Annotated in this window: 20 protein-coding genes and 1 pseudogene; 8 read left to right on the top strand and 13 right to left on the bottom strand. The window is 72.4% G+C overall.

Features of this window, described 5'->3' with window-relative positions; all coding sequences use genetic code 11:
- Positions 1-15: 15 nt before the first annotated feature.
- Genes EOT10_RS23820 through EOT10_RS23835 form a run of 4 tightly spaced genes read right to left on the bottom strand, consistent with a single transcriptional unit; the run spans position 16 to position 4,215 of the window.
- The gene (locus EOT10_RS23820) at positions 16-1,242 is read right to left on the bottom strand and encodes an amidohydrolase family protein (RefSeq protein ID WP_127830351.1); all 1,227 of its coding nucleotides are present in this window, start codon (positions 1,240-1,242) and stop codon (positions 16-18) included.
- The gene (locus tag EOT10_RS23825) at positions 1,239-2,522 is read right to left on the bottom strand and encodes an amidohydrolase family protein (protein ID WP_127830352.1); all 1,284 of its coding nucleotides are present in this window, start codon (positions 2,520-2,522) and stop codon (positions 1,239-1,241) included. Before EOT10_RS23825 ends, EOT10_RS23820 begins: the two co-directional genes overlap by 4 nt.
- A gap of 11 nt (positions 2,523-2,533) precedes the next feature.
- Positions 2,534-3,418 (bottom strand): SDR family NAD(P)-dependent oxidoreductase, encoded by an 885-nt coding sequence (locus EOT10_RS23830; protein WP_127830353.1) that lies wholly within the window; start codon positions 3,416-3,418, stop codon positions 2,534-2,536.
- Entirely contained in the window at positions 3,418-4,215 is a 798-nt protein-coding gene (locus EOT10_RS23835) for an acetoacetate decarboxylase family protein (RefSeq protein WP_127830354.1), read from the bottom strand. The genes EOT10_RS23830 and EOT10_RS23835 overlap by 1 nt, the downstream gene beginning before the upstream one ends.
- An 83-nt stretch (positions 4,216-4,298) precedes the next feature.
- Between EOT10_RS23835 and EOT10_RS23840 the strand changes: the two genes are divergently transcribed.
- The 6 genes from EOT10_RS23840 (at position 4,299) to EOT10_RS23865 (ending at position 9,794) form a co-directional block, all read left to right on the top strand.
- Positions 4,299-4,928: a TetR/AcrR family transcriptional regulator gene (locus EOT10_RS23840; RefSeq protein WP_223281166.1), complete on the top strand. Its 630-nt coding sequence runs from the start codon at positions 4,299-4,301 to the stop codon at positions 4,926-4,928.
- A 61-nt stretch (positions 4,929-4,989) separates the two neighbouring features.
- Positions 4,990-5,988, top strand: coding sequence for a DEDDh family exonuclease (locus EOT10_RS23845; protein WP_127830356.1), 999 nt, complete (start codon positions 4,990-4,992; stop codon positions 5,986-5,988).
- Positions 5,989-6,051: 63 nt separating this feature from the next.
- Positions 6,052-6,285 (top strand): hypothetical protein, encoded by a 234-nt coding sequence (locus EOT10_RS23850; protein ID WP_127830357.1) that lies wholly within the window; start codon positions 6,052-6,054, stop codon positions 6,283-6,285.
- A gap of 72 nt (positions 6,286-6,357) precedes the next feature.
- The gene (locus EOT10_RS23855; protein ID WP_127830358.1) at positions 6,358-7,152 is read left to right on the top strand and encodes an SURF1 family cytochrome oxidase biogenesis protein; all 795 of its coding nucleotides are present in this window, start codon (positions 6,358-6,360) and stop codon (positions 7,150-7,152) included.
- A gap of 87 nt (positions 7,153-7,239) precedes the next feature.
- Complete coding sequence (locus tag EOT10_RS23860; protein ID WP_127830359.1) at positions 7,240-9,015, top strand: glycoside hydrolase family 15 protein; 1,776 nt, start codon at positions 7,240-7,242, stop codon at positions 9,013-9,015.
- A gap of 23 nt (positions 9,016-9,038) precedes the next feature.
- The gene (locus EOT10_RS23865; protein WP_127830360.1) at positions 9,039-9,794 is read left to right on the top strand and encodes an SDR family oxidoreductase; all 756 of its coding nucleotides are present in this window, start codon (positions 9,039-9,041) and stop codon (positions 9,792-9,794) included.
- A gap of 63 nt (positions 9,795-9,857) precedes the next feature.
- On the opposite strand, the gene amaP is transcribed toward EOT10_RS23865, so the two are convergent.
- Genes amaP through EOT10_RS23890 form a run of 5 tightly spaced genes read right to left on the bottom strand, consistent with a single transcriptional unit; the run spans position 9,858 to position 12,136 of the window.
- Positions 9,858-10,436 carry an alkaline shock response membrane anchor protein AmaP gene (gene amaP, locus EOT10_RS23870; RefSeq protein WP_127830361.1) on the bottom strand — a complete coding sequence of 193 codons (579 nt, stop codon included), beginning with the start codon at positions 10,434-10,436 and terminating at the stop codon, positions 9,858-9,860.
- 4 nt (positions 10,437-10,440) lie between these two features.
- Positions 10,441-11,103: a DUF6286 domain-containing protein gene (locus EOT10_RS23875; protein ID WP_127830362.1), complete on the bottom strand. Its 663-nt coding sequence runs from the start codon at positions 11,101-11,103 to the stop codon at positions 10,441-10,443.
- Complete coding sequence (locus EOT10_RS23880) at positions 11,100-11,444, bottom strand: Asp23/Gls24 family envelope stress response protein (protein ID WP_127830363.1); 345 nt, start codon at positions 11,442-11,444, stop codon at positions 11,100-11,102. Before EOT10_RS23880 ends, EOT10_RS23875 begins: the two co-directional genes overlap by 4 nt.
- 3 nt (positions 11,445-11,447) lie before the next feature.
- Positions 11,448-11,633 carry a hypothetical protein gene (locus EOT10_RS23885; RefSeq protein ID WP_127830364.1) on the bottom strand — a complete coding sequence of 62 codons (186 nt, stop codon included), beginning with the start codon at positions 11,631-11,633 and terminating at the stop codon, positions 11,448-11,450.
- A gap of 38 nt (positions 11,634-11,671) precedes the next feature.
- Positions 11,672-12,136, bottom strand: a complete 465-nt coding sequence (locus EOT10_RS23890; protein ID WP_127830365.1) for an Asp23/Gls24 family envelope stress response protein — start codon at positions 12,134-12,136, stop codon at positions 11,672-11,674.
- Positions 12,137-12,253: 117 nt separating this feature from the next.
- Between EOT10_RS23890 and EOT10_RS41380 the strand changes: the two genes are divergently transcribed.
- Positions 12,254-12,997, top strand: coding sequence for an Asp23/Gls24 family envelope stress response protein (locus EOT10_RS41380; protein WP_189492000.1), 744 nt, complete (start codon positions 12,254-12,256; stop codon positions 12,995-12,997).
- A gap of 17 nt (positions 12,998-13,014) precedes the next feature.
- Here EOT10_RS41380 and EOT10_RS23900 read toward each other — a convergent pair whose 3' ends face one another.
- The 3 genes from EOT10_RS23900 to EOT10_RS23910 all read right to left on the bottom strand — a co-directional run bounded on the left by EOT10_RS23900 (position 13,015) and on the right by EOT10_RS23910 (position 16,174).
- Entirely contained in the window at positions 13,015-13,827 is an 813-nt protein-coding gene (locus EOT10_RS23900; protein ID WP_127830367.1) for an enoyl-CoA hydratase/isomerase family protein, read from the bottom strand.
- A gap of 128 nt (positions 13,828-13,955) precedes the next feature.
- Positions 13,956-14,180, bottom strand: a complete 225-nt coding sequence (locus tag EOT10_RS23905) for a helix-turn-helix domain-containing protein (protein ID WP_189492003.1) — start codon at positions 14,178-14,180, stop codon at positions 13,956-13,958.
- 395 nt (positions 14,181-14,575) lie between these two features.
- A complete protein-coding gene (locus EOT10_RS23910; protein WP_127830368.1) occupies positions 14,576-16,174 on the bottom strand; it encodes an ABC-F family ATP-binding cassette domain-containing protein in 1,599 nt (532 codons plus the stop codon).
- 273 nt (positions 16,175-16,447) lie between these two features.
- Here EOT10_RS23910 and EOT10_RS23915 point away from each other — a divergent pair.
- A pseudogene (locus EOT10_RS23915) lies at positions 16,448-16,861 on the top strand (VOC family protein); the annotation flags it as partial.
- A gap of 20 nt (positions 16,862-16,881) precedes the next feature.
- On the opposite strand, the gene EOT10_RS23920 reads toward EOT10_RS23915, so the two are convergent.
- Positions 16,882-18,285, bottom strand: a complete 1,404-nt coding sequence (locus tag EOT10_RS23920) for a hypothetical protein (RefSeq protein WP_189492006.1) — start codon at positions 18,283-18,285, stop codon at positions 16,882-16,884.
- Positions 18,286-18,487: the final 202 nt, after the last annotated feature.

An 18,487-nucleotide genomic window follows, 5' to 3' on the forward strand; every position in this document is an offset into this window, starting at 1 on the left:
GCATCGCACCGCGGGTCACCAGATCCGAACCGACCCACCACGGGCGAACACCGGGCTGGTCGCGTCCTCCGGTGGCTCCTTGAGGGGTTCGTCCAGTTCCTGGACGGTCGGTCCGACGCGGGCGGCGATCGGGTCGAGCAGGCCCAGGTCGAACCCGTAGACGCGGGCCGCGTTGCCGCCGGCCATCGCCGCGATCTCGTCACGCGGCAGCCCCGCGTACGCGACCCGCAGACCTTCGCGCGTGTACGGGTACGTGCCCTCGTCGTGCGGGTAGTCACTGCCCCACATGATCTTGTCGAGGCCGATGCGGGCGCGCAGCGGCACCTCGTGCGGGCGCATGAAACTGGCCCCCACGTAGCAGTTGTCCCGCCACACCTCGGAGGGCCCCTTGCCCATCGAATCGGCGAGCCCCGCACCGAACTTGGACTCCGCCGTGTCCGCCCGCGTCGAGGCGGCCACGAGACGCCCGTGGTAGTAGTCCAGCATGTCCAGGACCCCGGGGATCCAGCCCGAGCCCTGTTCGGTCAGGACCAGTTTCAGCTCCGGGTGCCGGCGGAACGCGCCACCGAAGACCAGGTGCCACAGCGCGCGGTGCGAGAACCACGTCGTCTCCACCATGAACACGGCGCGCGCGGCCGGTTCGTCGCCGAGCGGCGGGGACGCCGAGCCGGCGTGGTGATTGACCGGCACGCCGAGCTCGGCGCAGGCGGCCCAGATCGGGTCGTACACCGCCGAGTGCAGCTCGGGCAGGCCCGAACCCGGCGGTGTGCCGGGCAGCAGGAGGCCGCCCTTGAGCCCGGCGGCCGCGGCCCACCGGATCTCCTTGACGGCCTCGTCGACGTCGTTGAGGAGGATCTGGAAGACGCCCGCCCGGCGCCCGGGAGCCGCGGCGCAGAAGTCGGCGAGCCAGCGGTTGTGCGCGCGCAGGCCCGCCCAGCGCCGCTCGAACTCCTCCCGCGTGGGCGCCGGGGCCATCAGGGACGCGGACGGGAAGAACGGCGGGATCGTGTTCGGGAAGACGACCTCCGCGACGATCCCGTCCGCCTCCAGTTCGGCGACCCGGCGCTCGGAGTTCCAGTTGCGGTCGGCCGTGTCCGCGAGCAGGTCGGCGTACGGGTTGACGTACGTGGCCGCCCACGCGTCGAACGCGTCGTGGTGGCGGGACTCCAGGTAGGGCCGGTAGTCGAGGAGGTCGGCGCCCGCGTGGCAGTCGGCGGAGATGACCGTGTAGCGGTCGCTCATGGGGTCACTCCGAGGGTCGGGAAGTCGTGGTCGGTCAGCCAGTGGCGGCCCACGTCGCGCGAGCGCGCCCAGGAGGCCTCGACGGCGCTCTGGTCGGCGTCCTGCCCGAGATCGGCGGGGGTCGGCCCGATACGGCGGGCCAGCGGGGCCAGCTTGTCCGTGTCGAAGCCGAACACCTCCGCGGCGGCCAGGCCCAGCATCCTGCGGGTCTCCGCGACCGGGATGTCGTGGAAGGTCCTCCGCAGCCACGCGCGGGTGTCCGGCCAGGTGCCCTCGGGGTGCGGGAAGTCGCTGCCCCAGAGGATGTTGTCGACGCCGATCTCGTAGCGCTGGGCGAGCTCGCGGCGCTTGGTGTTGGTGGCGCAGATGAACACCTGGCGGTCCAGGTACTCGTGCGGCGGACGCTTCAGCTCCGCGAACGGGGAGAGCTTCTTGCCGCCGTGCGCGCCCAGATAGAGCCGGTCCATGAACCAGAGCAGGTTGGGCAGCCACCAGCAACCCGACTCCGCCACACCGAACTTGAGTCCGGGGTGGCGCTCGAAGACGCCCGCCCACAACAGGAACCAGAGCGGCCGCGCGGGCCACCAGGTGACCTCGGAGACGTAGATGCCCAGGTGGTCGCCGTACTCGTGGCGCGGGGCCGCGCCGGAGTGGGTGACCATCGGCATGCCGGTCTCGGCGGCCGCCGCCCAGATCGGGTCGTAGCGGGGGTCGTGGTAGGGGGCCTTGTCCACCCACATGGAGGGGATCATCAGCGCCCCGAGCCCGGACTCCTTGGCGCGGTGGATCTCGGCGACGACCTTGTCCACGTCGCCGGTGATGGGCAACAGGGCGACCCCGCAATGCCGTTCGGGGTTCTGGGAGACGAACTCGGCGAGCCACCGGTTGTGCGCCTGCGCGCCCGCCATGCCCAGGTCGGGGTCCTGGTCGCCGGAGAGTCCGAGGCCGACGCCGAAGGGCGCGGCGGTCTGGCTGTCGACCGCGTCCGCGTCCGGGAAGACGACCTCGGCCGCCACCCCGTCCCCGTCCAGTTCCTTGAGCCGCTGGGTGGCGTCCCAACCCCCCTTCAGCCCTTCCTCGTTGTCGGTGAACCACTTGTTCGCGAACGCCTCGTTGCGCACCCCGAGCCGGGTCATCTCCTCGCGGCGGCGGTCCCGTCCGGCGAGGAACTCGTCGAAGTCCCGGTGGAACCGGGCGTCCAGGTAGGGCCGGTACTCCTCGGTGGGAAGCCCGGCGTGGCAGTCGGAGGAGATGATCAGATAGGGATCCTCGTTGCTCATCGTGTGTCCCCTCAGTCGAGAATGAAGCTCTCCAGGTACGCCGGGTCGGCCCGGTCCAGCATCGACTGCGACCTGGCCTTGATCTGCCGGTCGCTGTGCTCGCTCTCGGGAAGCAGCCAGAACCGGCCGGCCGCGACGCCCTCGGCGACCAGGTCCGCCACTTCCTCGACCGGCGTGAACCGCACCTCGTTCCCGGACTCCTTCATGGCGGCCTCCCATTGGTCGAGGCTGCGATAAGGCGTCTTACGGGGATGCTGCTTCGCATACCGCTCGGGCCGGTTGCGGTGCGACTCCCACAGGCCCGTACGCAGCATGTGGGGGCCGGGGAAGAGCACCGAGGCACCCACGCGCGCGTGCTCCGCCTTCAGATGCGCGTACAGCGACTCGGTCATCGTCACCACTGCCGCCTTCGTGACCGCGTACACGGACGCCGTCGGCAGGGGCGCGATCCCGCCGTCCCCGGACGAGGTGTTGACGACGTGACCCTCGTCGCCGGCCGCGATCATGCGCGGCACGAACGCCTGGACGCCATGGAAGACACCCCACACGTTGACGGCGAACGCCCACTTCCAGTCATTCGGTTCGTGCTGCCACATGCGGCCTTCGGCACCCGAGCCGACGCCCGCGTTGTTGCACAGCACATGGCAGGCGCCGAACGTCTCGTACGTGTCGTCGGCGAGCGCCATCACCTGCTCACGCTCGCTCACGTCGACCACGCGCGCGTGCACCGTCGCACCGTCCGAGCGCAGCGACTCGGCGGCCTTCTCCAGGGCGGACTCCTCGACGTCGGCGAGCACGACCTTCAGGCCGTCCGCCGCGAACCGCCGCGCCATGGCGAGCCCGATCCCGCTCGCCGCGCCCGTGACGACGGCCACCTGTCCCGCTTCGAGCCGCATCAGACGCTCCCCTCGGGCGGCCCGTCGAGGATCTGCTGAGGGTCGTCGTAGCGCTGGTGGATGTACGGCAACAGGGCCTGGGCGCTGACCCGTTCGACGATCTTGCCCGTCTGGTCGGTGGTCTTCTCGCCGATGGTGATCTCGACAAGGGAGCGGACCGGCAGATCGGCGACCGGGTCGTACATCGACTCGCGCAGGACCACGTCCCCGGTGACCTGCTCCAGCTTGCGGACCTTCTCGTTGCGTACGCAGTGCACGAGCACCGGCTCCACGTCGAAGCCCGAACCGTCCACCGCGGGAAGGAACTTGAAGTAGAAGTCCGTCTTCCGCGCGGGCTCGGGCAGTGGCAGCGGGCCGCTCACCGCGCCGCGCACCTCCACGAAGGCGATGCCGTGCCGGGCCAGCGCCGCCCGCACCACGAGGCCGTCCCGCTCGACCGTCACCTCGCCCAGTTTCTTGGGTTCGCCGAACACCTCGCGGCCGCCGATCAGGGCCCGCTCGTGGGTCATCGGCATGACGAGCGGATACCAGCCCTCGACGCCGCCGTGCTCCGCGGCGACGGCGACCGAGCCCGCGCCCAGCGGGTAGCCCGGCAGATCGACCTTGCTGATGTTGGCCCGCACCAGGGGGCGCGCGGTGGGCTTGAGCGGGGGCGGGAGGACCGCGGCGACCGCGTCCGGGTCGCTCTCCCAGACGGCCACCACCCCGGTGGACCAGATGTCGGGAAGCTTGGAGCTCGCGGTGCGCGCGGCGGCGATCTCCGCCTCGGTGCGCGCTCCGTATCGAATGCGTGCCATGTCGAATCACCCTTCGTCGGCGCGGAGTTGCGTGGACGGGTGTGCACTTGCGGATGCTCTGTAACACAGTTACAACAGCTTCCGTGAAGGGTAAAGACACGCGCACACATCTCGACCGGGAACAGGTGCTCGCCGCCGCCGCGAAGCTGGTGAAGCAGCAGGGCCCGCAGTCGCTGACGATGCGGAAACTCGCCGCCGAGCTCGGCACGGCCGTCACCTCGATCTACTGGCACGTCGGCAACCGCGAGTCCCTGCTCGAAGCCCTCGTCGAGCGGACCGTCGCCGACCTCGGGGAGATCCGCCCGCGCGGCACCACCCCGGAGCAGCGCGTCGCCTCCGTCGCCGGCGCCCTGCGCCGCCAGCTGCGCGAGCACCCGCACCTCGTCGCGATGGTGCACGAACGCGGCCTGACCGAACGGATGTTCCTGCCCGCACAGCAGGCCCTCGTGCGCGAGGTGCACGCCGCGGGCCTGCACGGCAGCCGTGCCGCCGGCGTCGTACGGGCCGTGCAGTTCCATGTCGTCGGCCATGTCCTGGTGGAGCGCCAGCGCGAGCGCGCGCCCGCGCAACGGCCCGGCGAGGAGGAGCTGTGGGGCGCGCTGACGGCGGCGGGCGACCCGGCGCTCGCCCGCGCGCTCAGCGTGCCGGCCGACCCGGAGAAGGTGTTCGACACCTCCGTCAGGGCTCTGGTCTCAGGCCTGTTGCGGACATAACGGGCGTGACCGCGGGGCCGGGCGACAGAACTGTCGGTCGTGGCCCGTATCCTCATGGACCATGCTCGAAGACCAGACGACCGCCGCGTCCGCCGCCCCGTGGCCGGCCGCGTATCCGCAGGGATACGCGGTCGTCGACGTGGAGACCACCGGCCTCTCCCGGAACGACCGGATCATCTCCGCAGCCGTCTACCGGCTCGACGCCCAGGGCGAGGTCGAGGACCACTGGTACACGCTGGTCAACCCCGAGCGCGACCCCGGCCCCGTCTGGATCCACGGCCTGACGAACGACGTGCTCGAAGGCGCGCCCCTCTTCAAGGACATCGCCGAGGAGTTCGCGGCCCGGCTCGACGGCCGCGTGCTCGTCGCGCACAACGCGGTCTTCGACTGGTCGATGATCGCCCGCGAGTACGCCCGCGCGGAGCGCACCGCCCCGGTCCGCCAGCGGCTGTGCACCATCGCGCTGTCCAAGGAGCTCGGCCTCCCGCTGCCCAACCACAAGCTGGAGTCCCTCGCCGCCCACTTCGGCGTCGTCCAGCGCAACGCGCACCACGCGCTCGACGACGCGCGCGTGCTCGCCGAGGCGTTCCGGCCGAGCCTGCGGGCCGCCGCGAGCGGCGGGGTGCGGCTGCCCCTCCTGGAGTGCCGGCCGCTCACCGAGTGGACGGACGGCGCGGCGCGGATCGGCCGTCAGGGTTCGGCGCCCTCGTCGTCCACGCCCTACGGAGGGGGCGGCAGCTGGCGCCCCTCGCGCAAGCGGCAGCCGTGCCCGTACCCGAACCCCGGCCGTTACGAACCGGGCAAACCTCTCAAGCAGGGCATGCGGGTGGCGTTCTCCGGAGACACCTCCGTGGACCGCCAGCTCCTGGAGGACCGCGCCGTGGAGGCCGGACTCCACATCGCGACGAGCCTGTCCCGGCTCACCAGCCTCCTCGTCACGAACGACCCCGACTCGTACACGTCGAAGGCCGTCAAGGCGAAGCAGTTCGGGACCCCGGTCATCGACGAGGCGGCCTTCGGGCAGCTCCTGCGGGACGTCGCCCCGGCGTCAGACGGGTGATTGCGCGGCGACTCGCCCGCCCGCCGCTCGCCCCGCGCGACCGCGACGCCCACCCTGTGGCGCATGGCACGTTGTGAAGTCTGCGGAAACGACTACGGAATGTCCTTCGAAGTGCACGCGCAGGGCGCGGTGCACGTATTCGACTGCTTCTCCTGCGCCATCCACCGCATGGCGCCGATCTGCGAGCACTGCCGGTGCCGCATCGTCGGCCAGGGAGTAGAGGTCGACGGGCACTGGTACTGCGGGGCGCACTGCTCCCGCGCGGAGGGGAGGGTGGGGATCGTCGACAAGGTCTGACCCACTGCCCCTGCGGCCCCCTCGGACACACCCCCGTGATGTCACCCCACGACCGAGTTGTACGGTCGTGGGGTGTACCGCTTCCTGTTGTCCCGGCAGTGGGTGATCCTCACCCTCATCACCCTCCTCCTCATCCCCACGATGATCGAGCTGGGCTTCTGGCAGCTGCACCGTCACCAGCACCGGGTCGCGCAGAACCAGCAGATCGGTGACGCGCTCGCCGCGAAGCCGCTGCCCGCCGAGCGGCTCACCTCCCCCGGGAAGCCCGTCCCCCGGGCCGAGATCCACCGCCGGGTCTTCGCGAAGGGGACGTTCGACACCGCGCACGAGGTCGTCGTGCGGCGCCGCACGAACTCCGACAGCGAGGTCGGCTTCCACGTCCTCACCCCGTTCGTCCTCGACGACGGCAAGGTGCTCCTCGTCAACCGCGGCTGGATCCCGGCCAACGGCGCGCAGACCGACTTCCCGAAGATCCCGGCGCCCGCGCGCGGCGAGGTCACCGTCACCGGCCGGCTGATGGCCGACGAGACGACCGCCGCGAGCGGCATCAAGAACATCAAGGGCCTGCCGGCCCGTCAGATCATGCTGATCAGCAGCGGCCAGCAGGCCAGGGCGCTCGGCGAGCAGGTCCTCGGCGGCTTCATCGAGCAGACGGCGCCGGACCCGAAGGGCGGCACCCCTCAGCTGATCCCCGCCCCCGACCACAGCGACATCGGCCCGCACATGGCGTACGCGGTGCAGTGGTGGCTGTTCTCGGCCGCGGTCCCCGTCGGCTGGGTCGTCCTCGTACGGCGCGAGCGCCGCGACCGCGCGGAGGCGGCGACGGCGGAGAAGACCCCCGCGGGCCCCGAGCCCGCCACGGTGTAGGGCACACGAACGCCGGGGCCCGCCCCGCGCTCACTCGCCCGGCCCCCGGTGGGATTGGCGGCCCGGTCAGCCGGGAACCCGCCTCACGTGCACCGACCCCTTGAGGACTACGCGCTCATCGGCGACCAGCAGACGGCCGCCCTCGTCTCACGTGCCGGCTCCGTCGACTGGCTCTGTCTCCCCCGCTTCGACTCGGCCGCGTGCTTCGCGTCCCTGGTCGGCGGCCATGACAACGGCCACTGGCGGCTCGCCCCGAAGGGCGCGGGCGACTGCACCCGCCGCTCCTACCGTCCCGGCACGCTGATCCTCGACACGGAGTGGGACACCGACGAGGGCAGCGTCCGGGTCACCGACCTGATGCCGCAGCGCGACCGGGCCCCCGACCTCGTACGCGTCGTCCAGGGCCTCAGGGGCCGCGTCACGATGCGCGGCACCCTGCGGCTGCGCTTCGACTACGGGTCGATCGTGCCGTGGATGCGCCGGGCCGACGGCCACCGCGTGGCCGTCGCGGGTCCCGACTCGATGTGGCTGCGCAGCGAGCCCCCCGTCCGCACCTGGGGCAAGGACTTCGCCACGCACTCCGAGTTCACCGTGGAGGAGGGCGAGACGGTCGCGTTCGTACTGACCTGGCACCCGTCGCACGAGCCGCGCCCGGACCTCATCGACCCTCTCGAGTCGCTGCGCAGCTCCGAGCAGGCGTGGCAGGAATGGTCGGCGCGGTGCCGCTACCAGGGTCCCCACCGGGACGCGGTCCTTCGCTCCCTGCTCACGCTGAAGGCGCTCACGTTCGAACCGACCGGCGGGATCGTCGCCGCGCCCACGACGTCGCTGCCCGAGGAGCTCGGCGGCGTCCGCAACTGGGACTACCGGTACTGCTGGCTGCGCGACTCGACCCTCACGCTCGGCGCGCTCGCGTCGGCCGGCTATCTCGACGAGGCCGAGGCGTGGCGGAGGTGGCTGCTGCGCGCGGTCGCGGGCGACCCGGCGGACCTGCAGATCATGTACGGGCTCTCGGGCGAGCGCCGGCTGCCCGAGACCGAACTGCCGTGGCTGGCCGGATACGCCCGGTCCACCCCCGTGCGCGCGGGCAACGACGCCGTGCACCAGCTCCAGCTCGACGTGTACGGGGAGGTGATCGACTCGCTCGCCCTGGCGCGGCGCGCGGGCATGCCCTCCGAGCCGCACGCGTGGCGGCTGCAGCTGGCGCTCATCGAGTTCCTGCGCACGGCCTGGCGCGAGCCCGACCAGGGACTGTGGGAGGTCCGTGGTCCGCGCCGGCACTTCGTGCACTCCAAGGTGATGGCGTGGGTAGCGGCGGACCGCATCGTGACCGCCCTGGAGGAGGACGCCGGCCTGGCGGGCGACCTGGACGCCATGCGGCAGCTGCGCGACGACATCCACCGCGATGTCCTCGCGCGCGGATTCGACGCGGAACGCAACACGTTCACGCAGTTCTACGGCTCGACGGAGCTCGACGCGTCGCTGCTCCTGATCCCCCGCGTCGGCTTCCTGCCGCCCGACGACCCGCGCGTGGTCGGCACGGTCGAGGCCATCTGCGACGAGCTCTGCGAGAACGGCCTGGTGCGCCGCTACAGCGCCGAGGCGACCGGCGTCGACGGACTCCCGGGCCGCGAGGGCACCTTCCTCGTCTGCTCGTTCTGGCTCGCCGACGCGCTGCATCTGACGGGCCGCACGAAGGAGGCGCGCGAGCTGTTCGAACAGCTCGTGGCGACCGGCAACGACGTGGGCCTGCTCGCCGAGGAGTACGACCCGGTGTCGCGGCGCATGCTCGGAAACTTCCCGCAGGCGTTCAGCCACATCGGTCTGGTGGGCACCGCCTACACCCTGTTCGGGACCGGGTAGGGGTGTCCGGCAGGATAGGAACCATGGATCTTGGACTGAAGGACCGTGTCTACGTCGTCACCGGCGCCACCCGCGGCCTGGGCAACGCCGCCGCGCGTGAGCTCGTGGCCGACGGCGCGAAGGTGATCATCACCGGGCGGGACGAGAAGCGCGTGGCCGAGGCCGCGGACGCGCTGGGTGAGAACGCCGTCGGGGTCGCCGCCGACAACGCCGACCCCGCCGTCGCGGGCCGTCTGATCGCGGCCGCGCGCGAGCACTTCGGCGGCTTCGACGGCGTACTGATCAGCGTCGGCGGGCCGGCCCCCGGCTTCGTGGCGGACAACACCGACGCGCAGTGGGAGTCGGCCTTCGAGTCGGTCTTCCTCGGCGCCGTGCGGCTCGCGCGCGCGGCGGCGGCCGAGCTCGGCGAGGGCGGCGTCATCGGCTTCGTCCTCTCCGGTTCCGTGCACGAGCCGATCCCCGGCCTGACCATCTCCAACGGTCTGCGTCCCGGGCTCGCCGGGTTCGCGAAGTCCCTGGCGGACGAGCTGGGTCCGCGCGGCATCCGTGTCGTCGGGCTGCTCCCCGCGCGGATCGACACGGACCGGGTCCGTGAGCTCGACGGGCTCTCGGCCGACCCGGAGGTGACGCGCGCCGCCAACGAGGCGCGGATCCCGCTGCGCCGCTACGGCACCCCGGAGGAGTTCGGGCGCGCCGCCGCGTTCTTCCTGTCGCCGGCCGCGTCGTACCTCACCGGTGTGATGCTCCCGGTGGACGGCGGGTTCCGGCACGGATTTTGAGCCGGACCTCTGAGCCGGTCTTCTGAGCCGGTCTTCTGAGCCGGACCGAGAGCGCCTAGGGCGCTAAGTCACGCGCTCCGCGCGGTGCTTGACCGCGCGGAGCCGCACCTCGGCCGGCAGGGCGGCGAGGCCCGCGGAGTCCCGTGCGTGGGCGAGAGCCTCCTCGCTGATCCGCCGGAGCGCCGTCCCGGCTTCCGCGTGCGGTGCGAGGACCAGGCCCATACGGACGCGCGGTGTGGAGCGCCGCCCGGTCAGGAGGGCCCCGGCCCGCTCGACGCCGTCGAGCGACTCGGCCTCGCCGGCGAGCACCCCTTCGAGCGCGCGGCCGCGCAGCAGCGCGCCCTCGCCGTCCCCGGTGTCGACGAGGACCTCGGAGAGCCGGCGCCGGCGCAGCTGGGCGACCAGCCACCACAGGGCGAGCAGCACGCAGACGGCGAGCACGGCGATGACGGCGGGCCACCACCAGCCGTCGTCGTGCCACCGCTCGCGGTCCGCCGTGCTCAGCAGCACGTCGTGCCGCCCGTCGTAGATCCACCAGGACGGCGGGTGCGCGCCGAGGCCGACGGCGAGGACGGACCCGCCGAACGCGACGAGGATCAGGCCGACAAGTCCGACGACGACCCGGTTCACGGTCCTGAGCACGGGCTCACCCCTTCTTTCCGGGCCGCGCCACCCGCACGGAGAGGCCGGGCGTCCTGGTGAGCCCGAGCCCCTGGACGGCCTCACCGACCACAGTGTCCAAGTCAGCGCGTACGTCGTCGAGTTGGCGGAAGTGTGAGACGGCCCGCACCTCGGCCCGGTGGCGTTTCATCCGGACCCGGACGGACTGCACACCCGACACCTGCATGGCCCGGTCGCGCAGCACCATGGCGGCGGCGTCACGGTCAAGGCCGGCCCGAACATCGGTGTGGGCGCGCCGCATCGGCAGGACGGCGCGCAGTCCGGGCGTCACGGCGAGCACGACCAGCCAGAGCCCGAGCGCTGCGGCCACGCCGGCGCCGGTCAGCACCCACACGTCGTTCAGCGGCCGGTGCGCGAGTTCGCGGGCGAGGACGCGGCGCCAGTGCATCGCGGAGTGCCCGGCCCGCACGGCGGCGACGTCGTACAGCAGGATCCCGGAGGCGCCGAGGACGACGACGGCGACCAGGGCGGCGGGGATGCGGCGCGGCGACCAGAAGCGGCCGTCGGCGCCGTGGCCCTCCGGCGTGGGCCGCCCGGTGTAGGTGGCCGCGGATCCCGACTGGTCGAGGCGGCCCGGCCCGTCCTGCTCCCGCTCGACGACGGGCACGGGCTGTGTGGGCTCGCTCATCGGATCCTCCCCTTGGCGCCGCCGCGGTCGTGCGCCGAGTGCAGCCGTTCCACCTGGACGGCCACCTCGGGCACCTCCATCCCCGCCAACGCCCTTACCCGCTCGGCGACTTGGCGACGCACGGCGCCGCACTGCGCTCCGATGTCGCCGGGATAGTCCAGTTCGAGACTGATCCGTACGCGGGCGGAGTCATGGCGTACGGAGACGGCGGCGTGCGGCGGAGCCCCGTCGGCGGGAACCGCGGGGAGGGCCTCACGTGCCGCCTGTGCGGCGATCTTCGCCACGACCCGGTCGGCGATCCGGGTCGCGCCGCGCTCGGCGGGCGCGACCTGCGTCGTCACCCGTCACCGCCGCCGGTCGCCGCGCGTACGGAAGAACTCGCCGGGTTCCAGGTCCCCTTCGAGGAACCGGCCGGCGACGAATCCGATGGCGCCGAGCGCCGCCACCAGGAGGAAGGCCCCGAATCCACCGAAGTATCCGGCGAATCCGAGGGCCATTCCGGCGATCATGCCGATCACGGCCAGGTTCATCGAGCGCTCCTCCTCAGGGCAGGCTCGCAGGCTGATGACTACTGGAGCCGGGACTCCGGCTCCTCGTCCTCTTCCTCGGGCAGCTTCACGTCGCTGACCGCGATGTTGACCTCGACGACCTCCAGGCCGGTCATGCGCTCGACGGCGGCGACCACGTTCTCGCGCACGTCGCGGGCGACGTCGGCGATCGACACCCCGTACTCCACGACGATCTCCAGGTCGAGGGCCGTCTGCACCTCGCCGACCTCGGCCTTGACGCCGCGCGACACGGACTTGGTGCCGCCGCCGGGTACCCGGTCGCGTACGGCTCCGAAGGTGCGGGACAGGCCGCTGCCCATCGTGTGGACGCCGATGACGTCCCGCGCGGCGAGGCCGGCGATCTTCTCCACCACACCGTCGGCGATGGTGGTGCGCCCTCGCGTCCCGGGGGAACCGCCGCCCCGCTTGGTCACACTGGTCTTCCCCCCGGTCGCCTCGGCCGTCGTTTCTGCGGTGTCGGTCATCTCGGGTCGTCCCTTTCGAAGAGGTTCTCTCAGGTCGTTCTCCGGGAGTAACTGCTCTTTCGACCACACTAAGTGCGGTTCCCCGGTCGCGCGCCAGGGATACGGCAGGCTGGAGCAATGAGCGCTGACCGATGGACGCAGGCAGTACGGCACCAGCTCGGCCTGGGCAGGCTGGTGCCGCTGGGCGGGCCGCGTGACGGTTCCTGGCTCGCCGAGTCGGCGGCGCGGCCCGCGTTGCGCCGCGCGGTGCGGTCGGTGCCGGGGGTGAGCCTCGGAATCCTGCGGATCGAGCTCGCCGACCCGCACGGCACGTACGAGTCGGCCGTGCCGGCGCCGCCGAGTGCCCTGCCGCCGGGGCCGCTGAGGATCGTCGCCGAGTGTGCGGCCGCGCCGGACGAACCGCTGCCCGCCGCGGCGGCCCGGCTGCGCGCGGCCCTGACGGAGGCGGCGGCCGCCCGCCTGGGCCTCGCGGTGACGGAGGTCGACCTGCGGGTGACGGCGCTGCTTGACGACGGCCGGGCGGTCTCCGACGCCACGGAGCCGGGCGCGGATGCGGAGGCCGGCGTCACCGAGAGCGGCCGGACCGAGGCCGACAGCGACGAGAGTCGGGCCGGGCGGGCCGCGCTGGCCGTACCGGGGGTGGCACGGCTGACCGGCGCACTGGGTGGCCTGGGGCGCCCGGTGCACATCGGGGAACACCCGGAGGGCACGGCCGCGCTGCCCCGCCGCCATGTGCGGATCGAACTGGCCGTGTCGGGCGGGCGGCGGGTGCTCGATGTGACGCGGGACGTGCGGACGGCGGTCACCGCGGCCCTGGCGGATCATCCGTCAGTGGCCGTCCTGGTGACCGCCGTCAACTAGAGGCGGCGCGGCGGGCGTCAGTCGCCGAGTCCCGCGAGGTCGCGCAGCCGACGTCCCTGAGCGGCGCGCTCGGCGGCGCGCTGCTCCTCGTACGAGCGGGTGGAGACGCCCTGGAGCAGGGCCTTGGTCTCGATGACGGCGTCGCGGGGCGCGGCGATGAGGGCCTCGGTGAGGTCGCGCGTGGCGGCGTCGAGCTGGTCGGCGGGCACGACGAGGTTGGCGAGGCCGATGCGGGCCGCCTCGTCGGCGTGGACGTAGCGGCCGGTGACGCAGATCTCCAGGGCGCGCGCGTAGCCGACGAGGGAGACGAGGGGGTGCGTGCCGGTGAGGTCGGGCACCAGGCCGAGGCTGGTCTCGCGCATGGAGAACTGCACGTCCTCGGCGGCGATCCGCAGATCGCAGGCGAGGGCGAGCTGGAACCCGGCGCCGATCGCGTGTCCCTGCACCGCGGCGACGGTCACGATGTCGCTGCGCCGCCACCAGGTGAACGCCTCCTGGTACTCGGCGATGGTGTCGTCGAGCACGTCGTCGGAGCCACGCGCCAGGTCGATGAAGGACGGCTCGCCGTCGAAACCCTCAGGCGTGAACGCCTGACGGTCGAGGCCCGCGGAGAACGAGAGGCCCTCCGCGCGCAGCACGACGACGCGCACGCTGCCCGGCAGGGACTGCCCGGCGGCGGCCAACGCCCGCCACAGAGCGGGACTTTGGGCGTTGCGCTTGTCCGGGTTGGTCAGCGTCACCGTGGCGACGGAGTCGTCGACGGTGAGGCGGACCCCGTCCTTGTCGAATACCGGTGCGAACTTGCCGGTTCCGGTGTCGAGCGAAGCCATGTATGCCTCCGATGGTGTGCGCAGTCGGCCGAGGGCGTCTCTACACCCTGAAACTACTGCACAGTAACCAACCGGCCGGTCGGCGGACCGACCGGGTGGTCACCATCGAAGCCTGTGCACTGCCCGGGTCAGCCGGCCGCGGTCGCCTTCTTGCCGCGTGTAGCCCCGCCACGACCTCGCAGCGTGACTCCCGACTCACTGAGCATCCGGTGCACGAAGCCATACGAGCGGCCGGTCTCCTCGGCCAGCGCTCGGATGCTCGCACCGGAGTCGTACTTTTTCTTCAGGTCTGCCGCGAGCTTGTCGCGCGCGGCGCCGGTCACCCGGCTGCCCTTCTTCAGAGTCTCGGCCACCCGTGCCTCCTCATGGGAAGTGCGCTCTGGACTTCTCATGATCACCCCTCCCGGGCTTCCTGGCCACCCATTCGGCAAGGTCCGTACGAGGAGCTTGTGCGCACGGGAAGCCGTGGGCCCGGATGGAATGAGGAGTTCCGGGCGCGCTACCGCGGGCCCCGAATCGAGGCCCGCCATGAAGGTCCAGGTCAGCGCCCTGTCGCCGGGCACAAGGGGGCGAGCCGGGGTGCGGCGGCGAAATCCGTGTAGGACACACCGCGGTACGAGGAGATCTCACTCAGATGATGGATCACGGATCGGCCGAATGATCCATACCGAGTGGATCAGCCTTTCGATCAAGCCGTGCTGACGGCCGACCGTGATCGTGCGGGCCCGGACGCGGGCGCCGGAGGGGGTCAGGCGAGGCTGACCAGGTCCGCGTAGTCCTGGCCCCACAGGTCCTCGACACCGTCGGGCAGCAGGATGATGCGCTCCGGCTGGAGCGCGTCCACGGCGCCCTCGTCGTGCGTGACGAGGACGACGGCGCCCTTGTAGGTGCGCAGCGCGCCGAGGATCTCCTCGCGGCTGGCGGGGTCGAGGTTGTTCGTGGGCTCGTCGAGGAGCAGGACGTTCGCGGACGACACGACGAGCGTGGCGAGCGCGAGGCGGGTCTTCTCACCGCCGGACAGGACACCGGCCGGCTTGTCGACGTCGTCGCCGGAGAACAGGAACGAGCCGAGCGTCTTGCGCACCTCGACCAGGTCCAGGTCCGGGGCGGCGGAGCGCATGTTCTCCAGGACGGTGCGCTCGGGGTCGAGGGTCTCGTGCTCCTGCGCGTAGTAGCCGAGCTTGAGGCCGTGGCCCTCGATGACCTCGCCCGTGTCCGGCTTCTCGGCTCCGCCGAGCAGCTTGAGCAGGGTGGTCTTGCCCGCGCCGTTGAGGCCGAGGATGACGACGCGCGAGCCCTTGTCGATGGCCAGGTCGACGTCGGTGAAGATCTCCAGGGAGCCGTACGACTTCGACAGACCCTCGGCCATGAGCGGCGTCTTGCCGCACGGGGAGGGCTCGGGGAAGCGCAGCTTGGCGACCTTGTCGGAGACACGGACCGCGTCGAGCCCGGCGAGCAGCCGGTCGGCACGCTTGGCCATGTTCTGCGCGGCGACGGTCTTGGTCGCCTTGGCGCGCATCTTGTCGGCCTGGGAGTTGAGGGCCGCGGCCTTCTTCTCGGCGTTCTGGCGCTCGCGCTTGCGGCGCTTCTCGTCGGCCTCGCGCTGCTGCTGGTAGAGCTTCCAGCCCATGTTGTAGACGTCGATCTGGGAGCGGTTCGCGTCCAGGTAGAACACCTTGTTGACGACCGTCTCGACGAGGTCGACGTCGTGGGAGATCACGATGAATCCGCCGCGGTACGTCTTCAGGTAGTCGCGCAGCCAGACGATGGAGTCGGCGTCAAGGTGGTTCGTGGGCTCGTCGAGGAGCAGGGTGTCCGCGTCGGAGAAGAGGATGCGGGCCAGCTCGATACGGCGGCGCTGACCACCGGAGAGCGTGTGCAGGGGCTGGCCGAGCACCCGGTCCGGCAGGTTGAGCGCGGCGGCGATGGTGGCGGCCTCGGCCTCGGCGGCGTATCCGCCCTTGGTGAGGAACTCCGTCTCCTGGCGCTCGTACTGCTTGAGCGCCTTCGCGCGCGTGGCGCCCGTGCCGTTGGCGATGCGCTGCTCGTTGTCGCGCATCTTCTGGATCAGGGTGTCGAGGCCGCGCGCGGACAGGATGCGGTCGCGGGCCAGGACGTCGAGGTCACCGGTGCGGGGGTCCTGCGGGAGGTAGCCGACCTCTCCGGAGCGGGCGATGGTGCCGCCGGCCGGGACGCCCTCACCGGCGAGGCACTTGGTGAGGGTGGTCTTGCCCGCGCCGTTGCGCCCGACCAGGCCGATGCGGTCGCCCTTGGCGATGCGGAAGCTGGCGTTCTCGATGAGGATGCGGGCGCCGGCGCGCAGTTCGATGCCGGATGCGGTGATCACGGGGAAGTACTCCAGGAAAGGATTAACGGCTGGTTGACAGGGCGAGGGCCGGTCGGCGCCGCTAAACCACCCAGAGAAGGAACGTCATACGAGCCAGTTTAACGGTGGGATGCAAACGCTTTTGCCGGGCCGCTCTCCCGGGCCGTCCCGCGCGGCCCTCGCGGTGCGACACGTTCCGGTGAGCGGGGCCCGCTCACCGGGCGGATTGTCGGTGCCGGGTGCCAGTCTGGAGAAGGCAGCACGTTCCGGGCCGGCGAAGAAGGAGTGAGCACAGTGAGCGGTACGCAGGGCACACGGGGGCCGAGCCTCTTCCCGACATTGCTGTACGCCGACGCGAGGGCCGCGATCGAGCAGCTGACCTCGGCCTTCGGCTTCACCGCCGCCGCGGTGCACGAGGGCGACGGCGGCACGGTGGCGCACGCCGAGCTGACGTTCGGGAACGGCGCGGTGATGCTCGGCTCGAAGGGCCGCGGAGGCCGCTTCGACGAGGCGATGAAGGGCGCGGGGCCGACCGGGATCTATGTCGTCGTGGACGACGTGGACGCCCATCACCGCCGGGCCGTCGAGCACGGCGTGGAGATCCTCATGCCCCCGGCGGACCAGGACTACGGCTCCCGCGACTACATGGCGAGAGACGCCGAGGGCAATGTGTGGAGCTTCGGTACGTACGCCCCCCGAGGTGCCGGCCTGACCGCGGGGGCGGTGCGTCACACGCCGCCGGTGTGCACCTGGAAGGCGGCCCGGCGCACGGCCTTGGCGAGCGCCGGGTCCGGGTGCGCGGCGGCCAGCGCGACGAGGACCTGGACGGTCCGCGGGTGCCCGGCCTTCCTGACCTCGTCGAGGAGGGCCGGCACGGTGGGCTGTACCGCCGACTCCAGATGGCGCACCAGGAGCTGGGCCTCACCGTGGTCCGCGACGGCCGCGGCGGTGTCCACCCACAGCCACGTCGTCTCCTCCCGGGTCAGCACCAGATGCACGTCCTCGGGATCGGCGCCCTCGTACTCGGCGAGCCACAGCAGCGCGTACGGCCGCAGGGACGCCTCGTCGGCGACGGATCTCACCACGGGCTCGGCCGGGGCGCCCACGACGCGCAGGGCCTCGAAGGCGAGTCCGCGCAGCAGGGCGTCCTCGCCGCGGGCCGCCGCGATCAGCTCGGTGACGGCGCTGCCGACGGGCCGGGCGGCGAGCCAGGCGCGGTACTCGGCGCGTGCCGCGTTCGGCCGCAGTCGCGCACAGCCCCTGAGCATGTCCTCCGCGGCCTGCTCGATGTTGCCCGCCGGGGACTGCGCGGCCACGCAGATCTGCTCCAGCTTGACCCAGACCGCCCAGCTGCCCAGGGGCGTGAGGGTGGCCTGGCCGTCGGCGTACGTGAGGGCGCCGACGGCGGCGAGGCCGCGCAGGGCCCAGTCGAGCAGCGGGGGCAGGGGCGCGCTGGCGGGAACGGCGGGCTCGGGCTGCGGGCCGTAGGGGATCTCACAGCGCTCCGTGCGCAGTTCCTCGACGCGCTGGCCGAGGAGGTCGAGAAGTTGCGGAACCGGAACCGGCCCCGCGGACAGCTGAAGGAAGGAGAGCACCTGCGGCATCGCCTCGACGACCTCGGCGACCGCGGGGGCCTCCAGGCTCCCCTCGGCCGGGTGCGCGAGCGACCACGCGTCGAACAGCGCGACCCAGCCGCGCAGCACGGCGGTGTCGTCGCGGTCCCAGGCGCGCAGGCGCCAGCCGGGGCGCGCGGTGTCGCCGTGCACCTCGACGAGGCCCGCGAGGCGCGCGGTGTCCCAGTCGGCACGGACCTGCCGCGGGGTCAGGTCCAGGTCGGCCGCCGCGCGTTCGGCGGTGGCCACGGAGAGCGCGCCCCTGCCGTCGGGGGTGCCGTGCCCCCTGCCCGGGCTGAGGGCGGCGTCGGCCCAGCGGGCCACCCGCACGGCGCCGGCGAGACCGCGGCGGGCCATGCGGGCCAGTTCCGCCGCGGGTGGGGTGCCCTCCGGCGGGCGGGGCGCGGGGCGGGGCGGGCGCGCCTGGGTGGCCACGCCTTCGGGCCGCACGGGGGCGGCGGCGAGGGCGCGGGGGCGGACGAGTCGGAGCCTGGAGTCGCGCGGGATACGGGACGTCACGGGGGCAGTCTTCCGGTTGACGGTCCGAAAACCCAAACGGAATGGTTCCGGGGCTCCGCGCGGGCGGCACGGGAGGGTCCGCGAAGGGGCCCGGAGCGGGGTCTACGCGGGCCTTCCTGCGCATCTGCGCCGCACGGCCGGCGACCGTTCCGGGCACGACCGGCGCGCGGCCCCGGCACCACCGGCGCACGCCCCCGTCCGC

This window comes from Streptomyces antnestii, assembly GCF_004005495.1.
GTDB classification, from domain to species: domain Bacteria; phylum Actinomycetota; class Actinomycetes; order Streptomycetales; family Streptomycetaceae; genus Streptomyces; species Streptomyces antnestii.

Coding starts and splice junctions, on each gene's coding strand:
- EOT10_RS23820 (WP_127830351.1), bottom strand. CDS start 1,242: ATGAGCGACCGCTACACGGTCATCTCCGCCGACTGCCACGCGGGCGCC.
- EOT10_RS23825 (WP_127830352.1), bottom strand. CDS start 2,522: ATGAGCAACGAGGATCCCTATCTGATCATCTCCTCCGACTGCCACGCC.
- EOT10_RS23830 (WP_127830353.1), bottom strand. CDS start 3,418: ATGCGGCTCGAAGCGGGACAGGTGGCCGTCGTCACGGGCGCGGCGAGC.
- EOT10_RS23835 (WP_127830354.1), bottom strand. CDS start 4,215: ATGGCACGCATTCGATACGGAGCGCGCACCGAGGCGGAGATCGCCGCC.
- EOT10_RS23845 (WP_127830356.1), top strand. CDS start 4,990: ATGCTCGAAGACCAGACGACCGCCGCGTCCGCCGCCCCGTGGCCGGCC.
- EOT10_RS23850 (WP_127830357.1), top strand. CDS start 6,052: ATGGCACGTTGTGAAGTCTGCGGAAACGACTACGGAATGTCCTTCGAA.
- EOT10_RS23865 (WP_127830360.1), top strand. CDS start 9,039: ATGGATCTTGGACTGAAGGACCGTGTCTACGTCGTCACCGGCGCCACC.
- EOT10_RS23875 (WP_127830362.1), bottom strand. CDS start 11,103: ATGAGCGAGCCCACACAGCCCGTGCCCGTCGTCGAGCGGGAGCAGGAC.
- EOT10_RS23885 (WP_127830364.1), bottom strand. CDS start 11,633: ATGAACCTGGCCGTGATCGGCATGATCGCCGGAATGGCCCTCGGATTC.
- EOT10_RS23890 (WP_127830365.1), bottom strand. CDS start 12,136: ATGACCGACACCGCAGAAACGACGGCCGAGGCGACCGGGGGGAAGACC.
- EOT10_RS41380 (WP_189492000.1), top strand. CDS start 12,254: ATGAGCGCTGACCGATGGACGCAGGCAGTACGGCACCAGCTCGGCCTG.
- EOT10_RS23900 (WP_127830367.1), bottom strand. CDS start 13,827: ATGGCTTCGCTCGACACCGGAACCGGCAAGTTCGCACCGGTATTCGAC.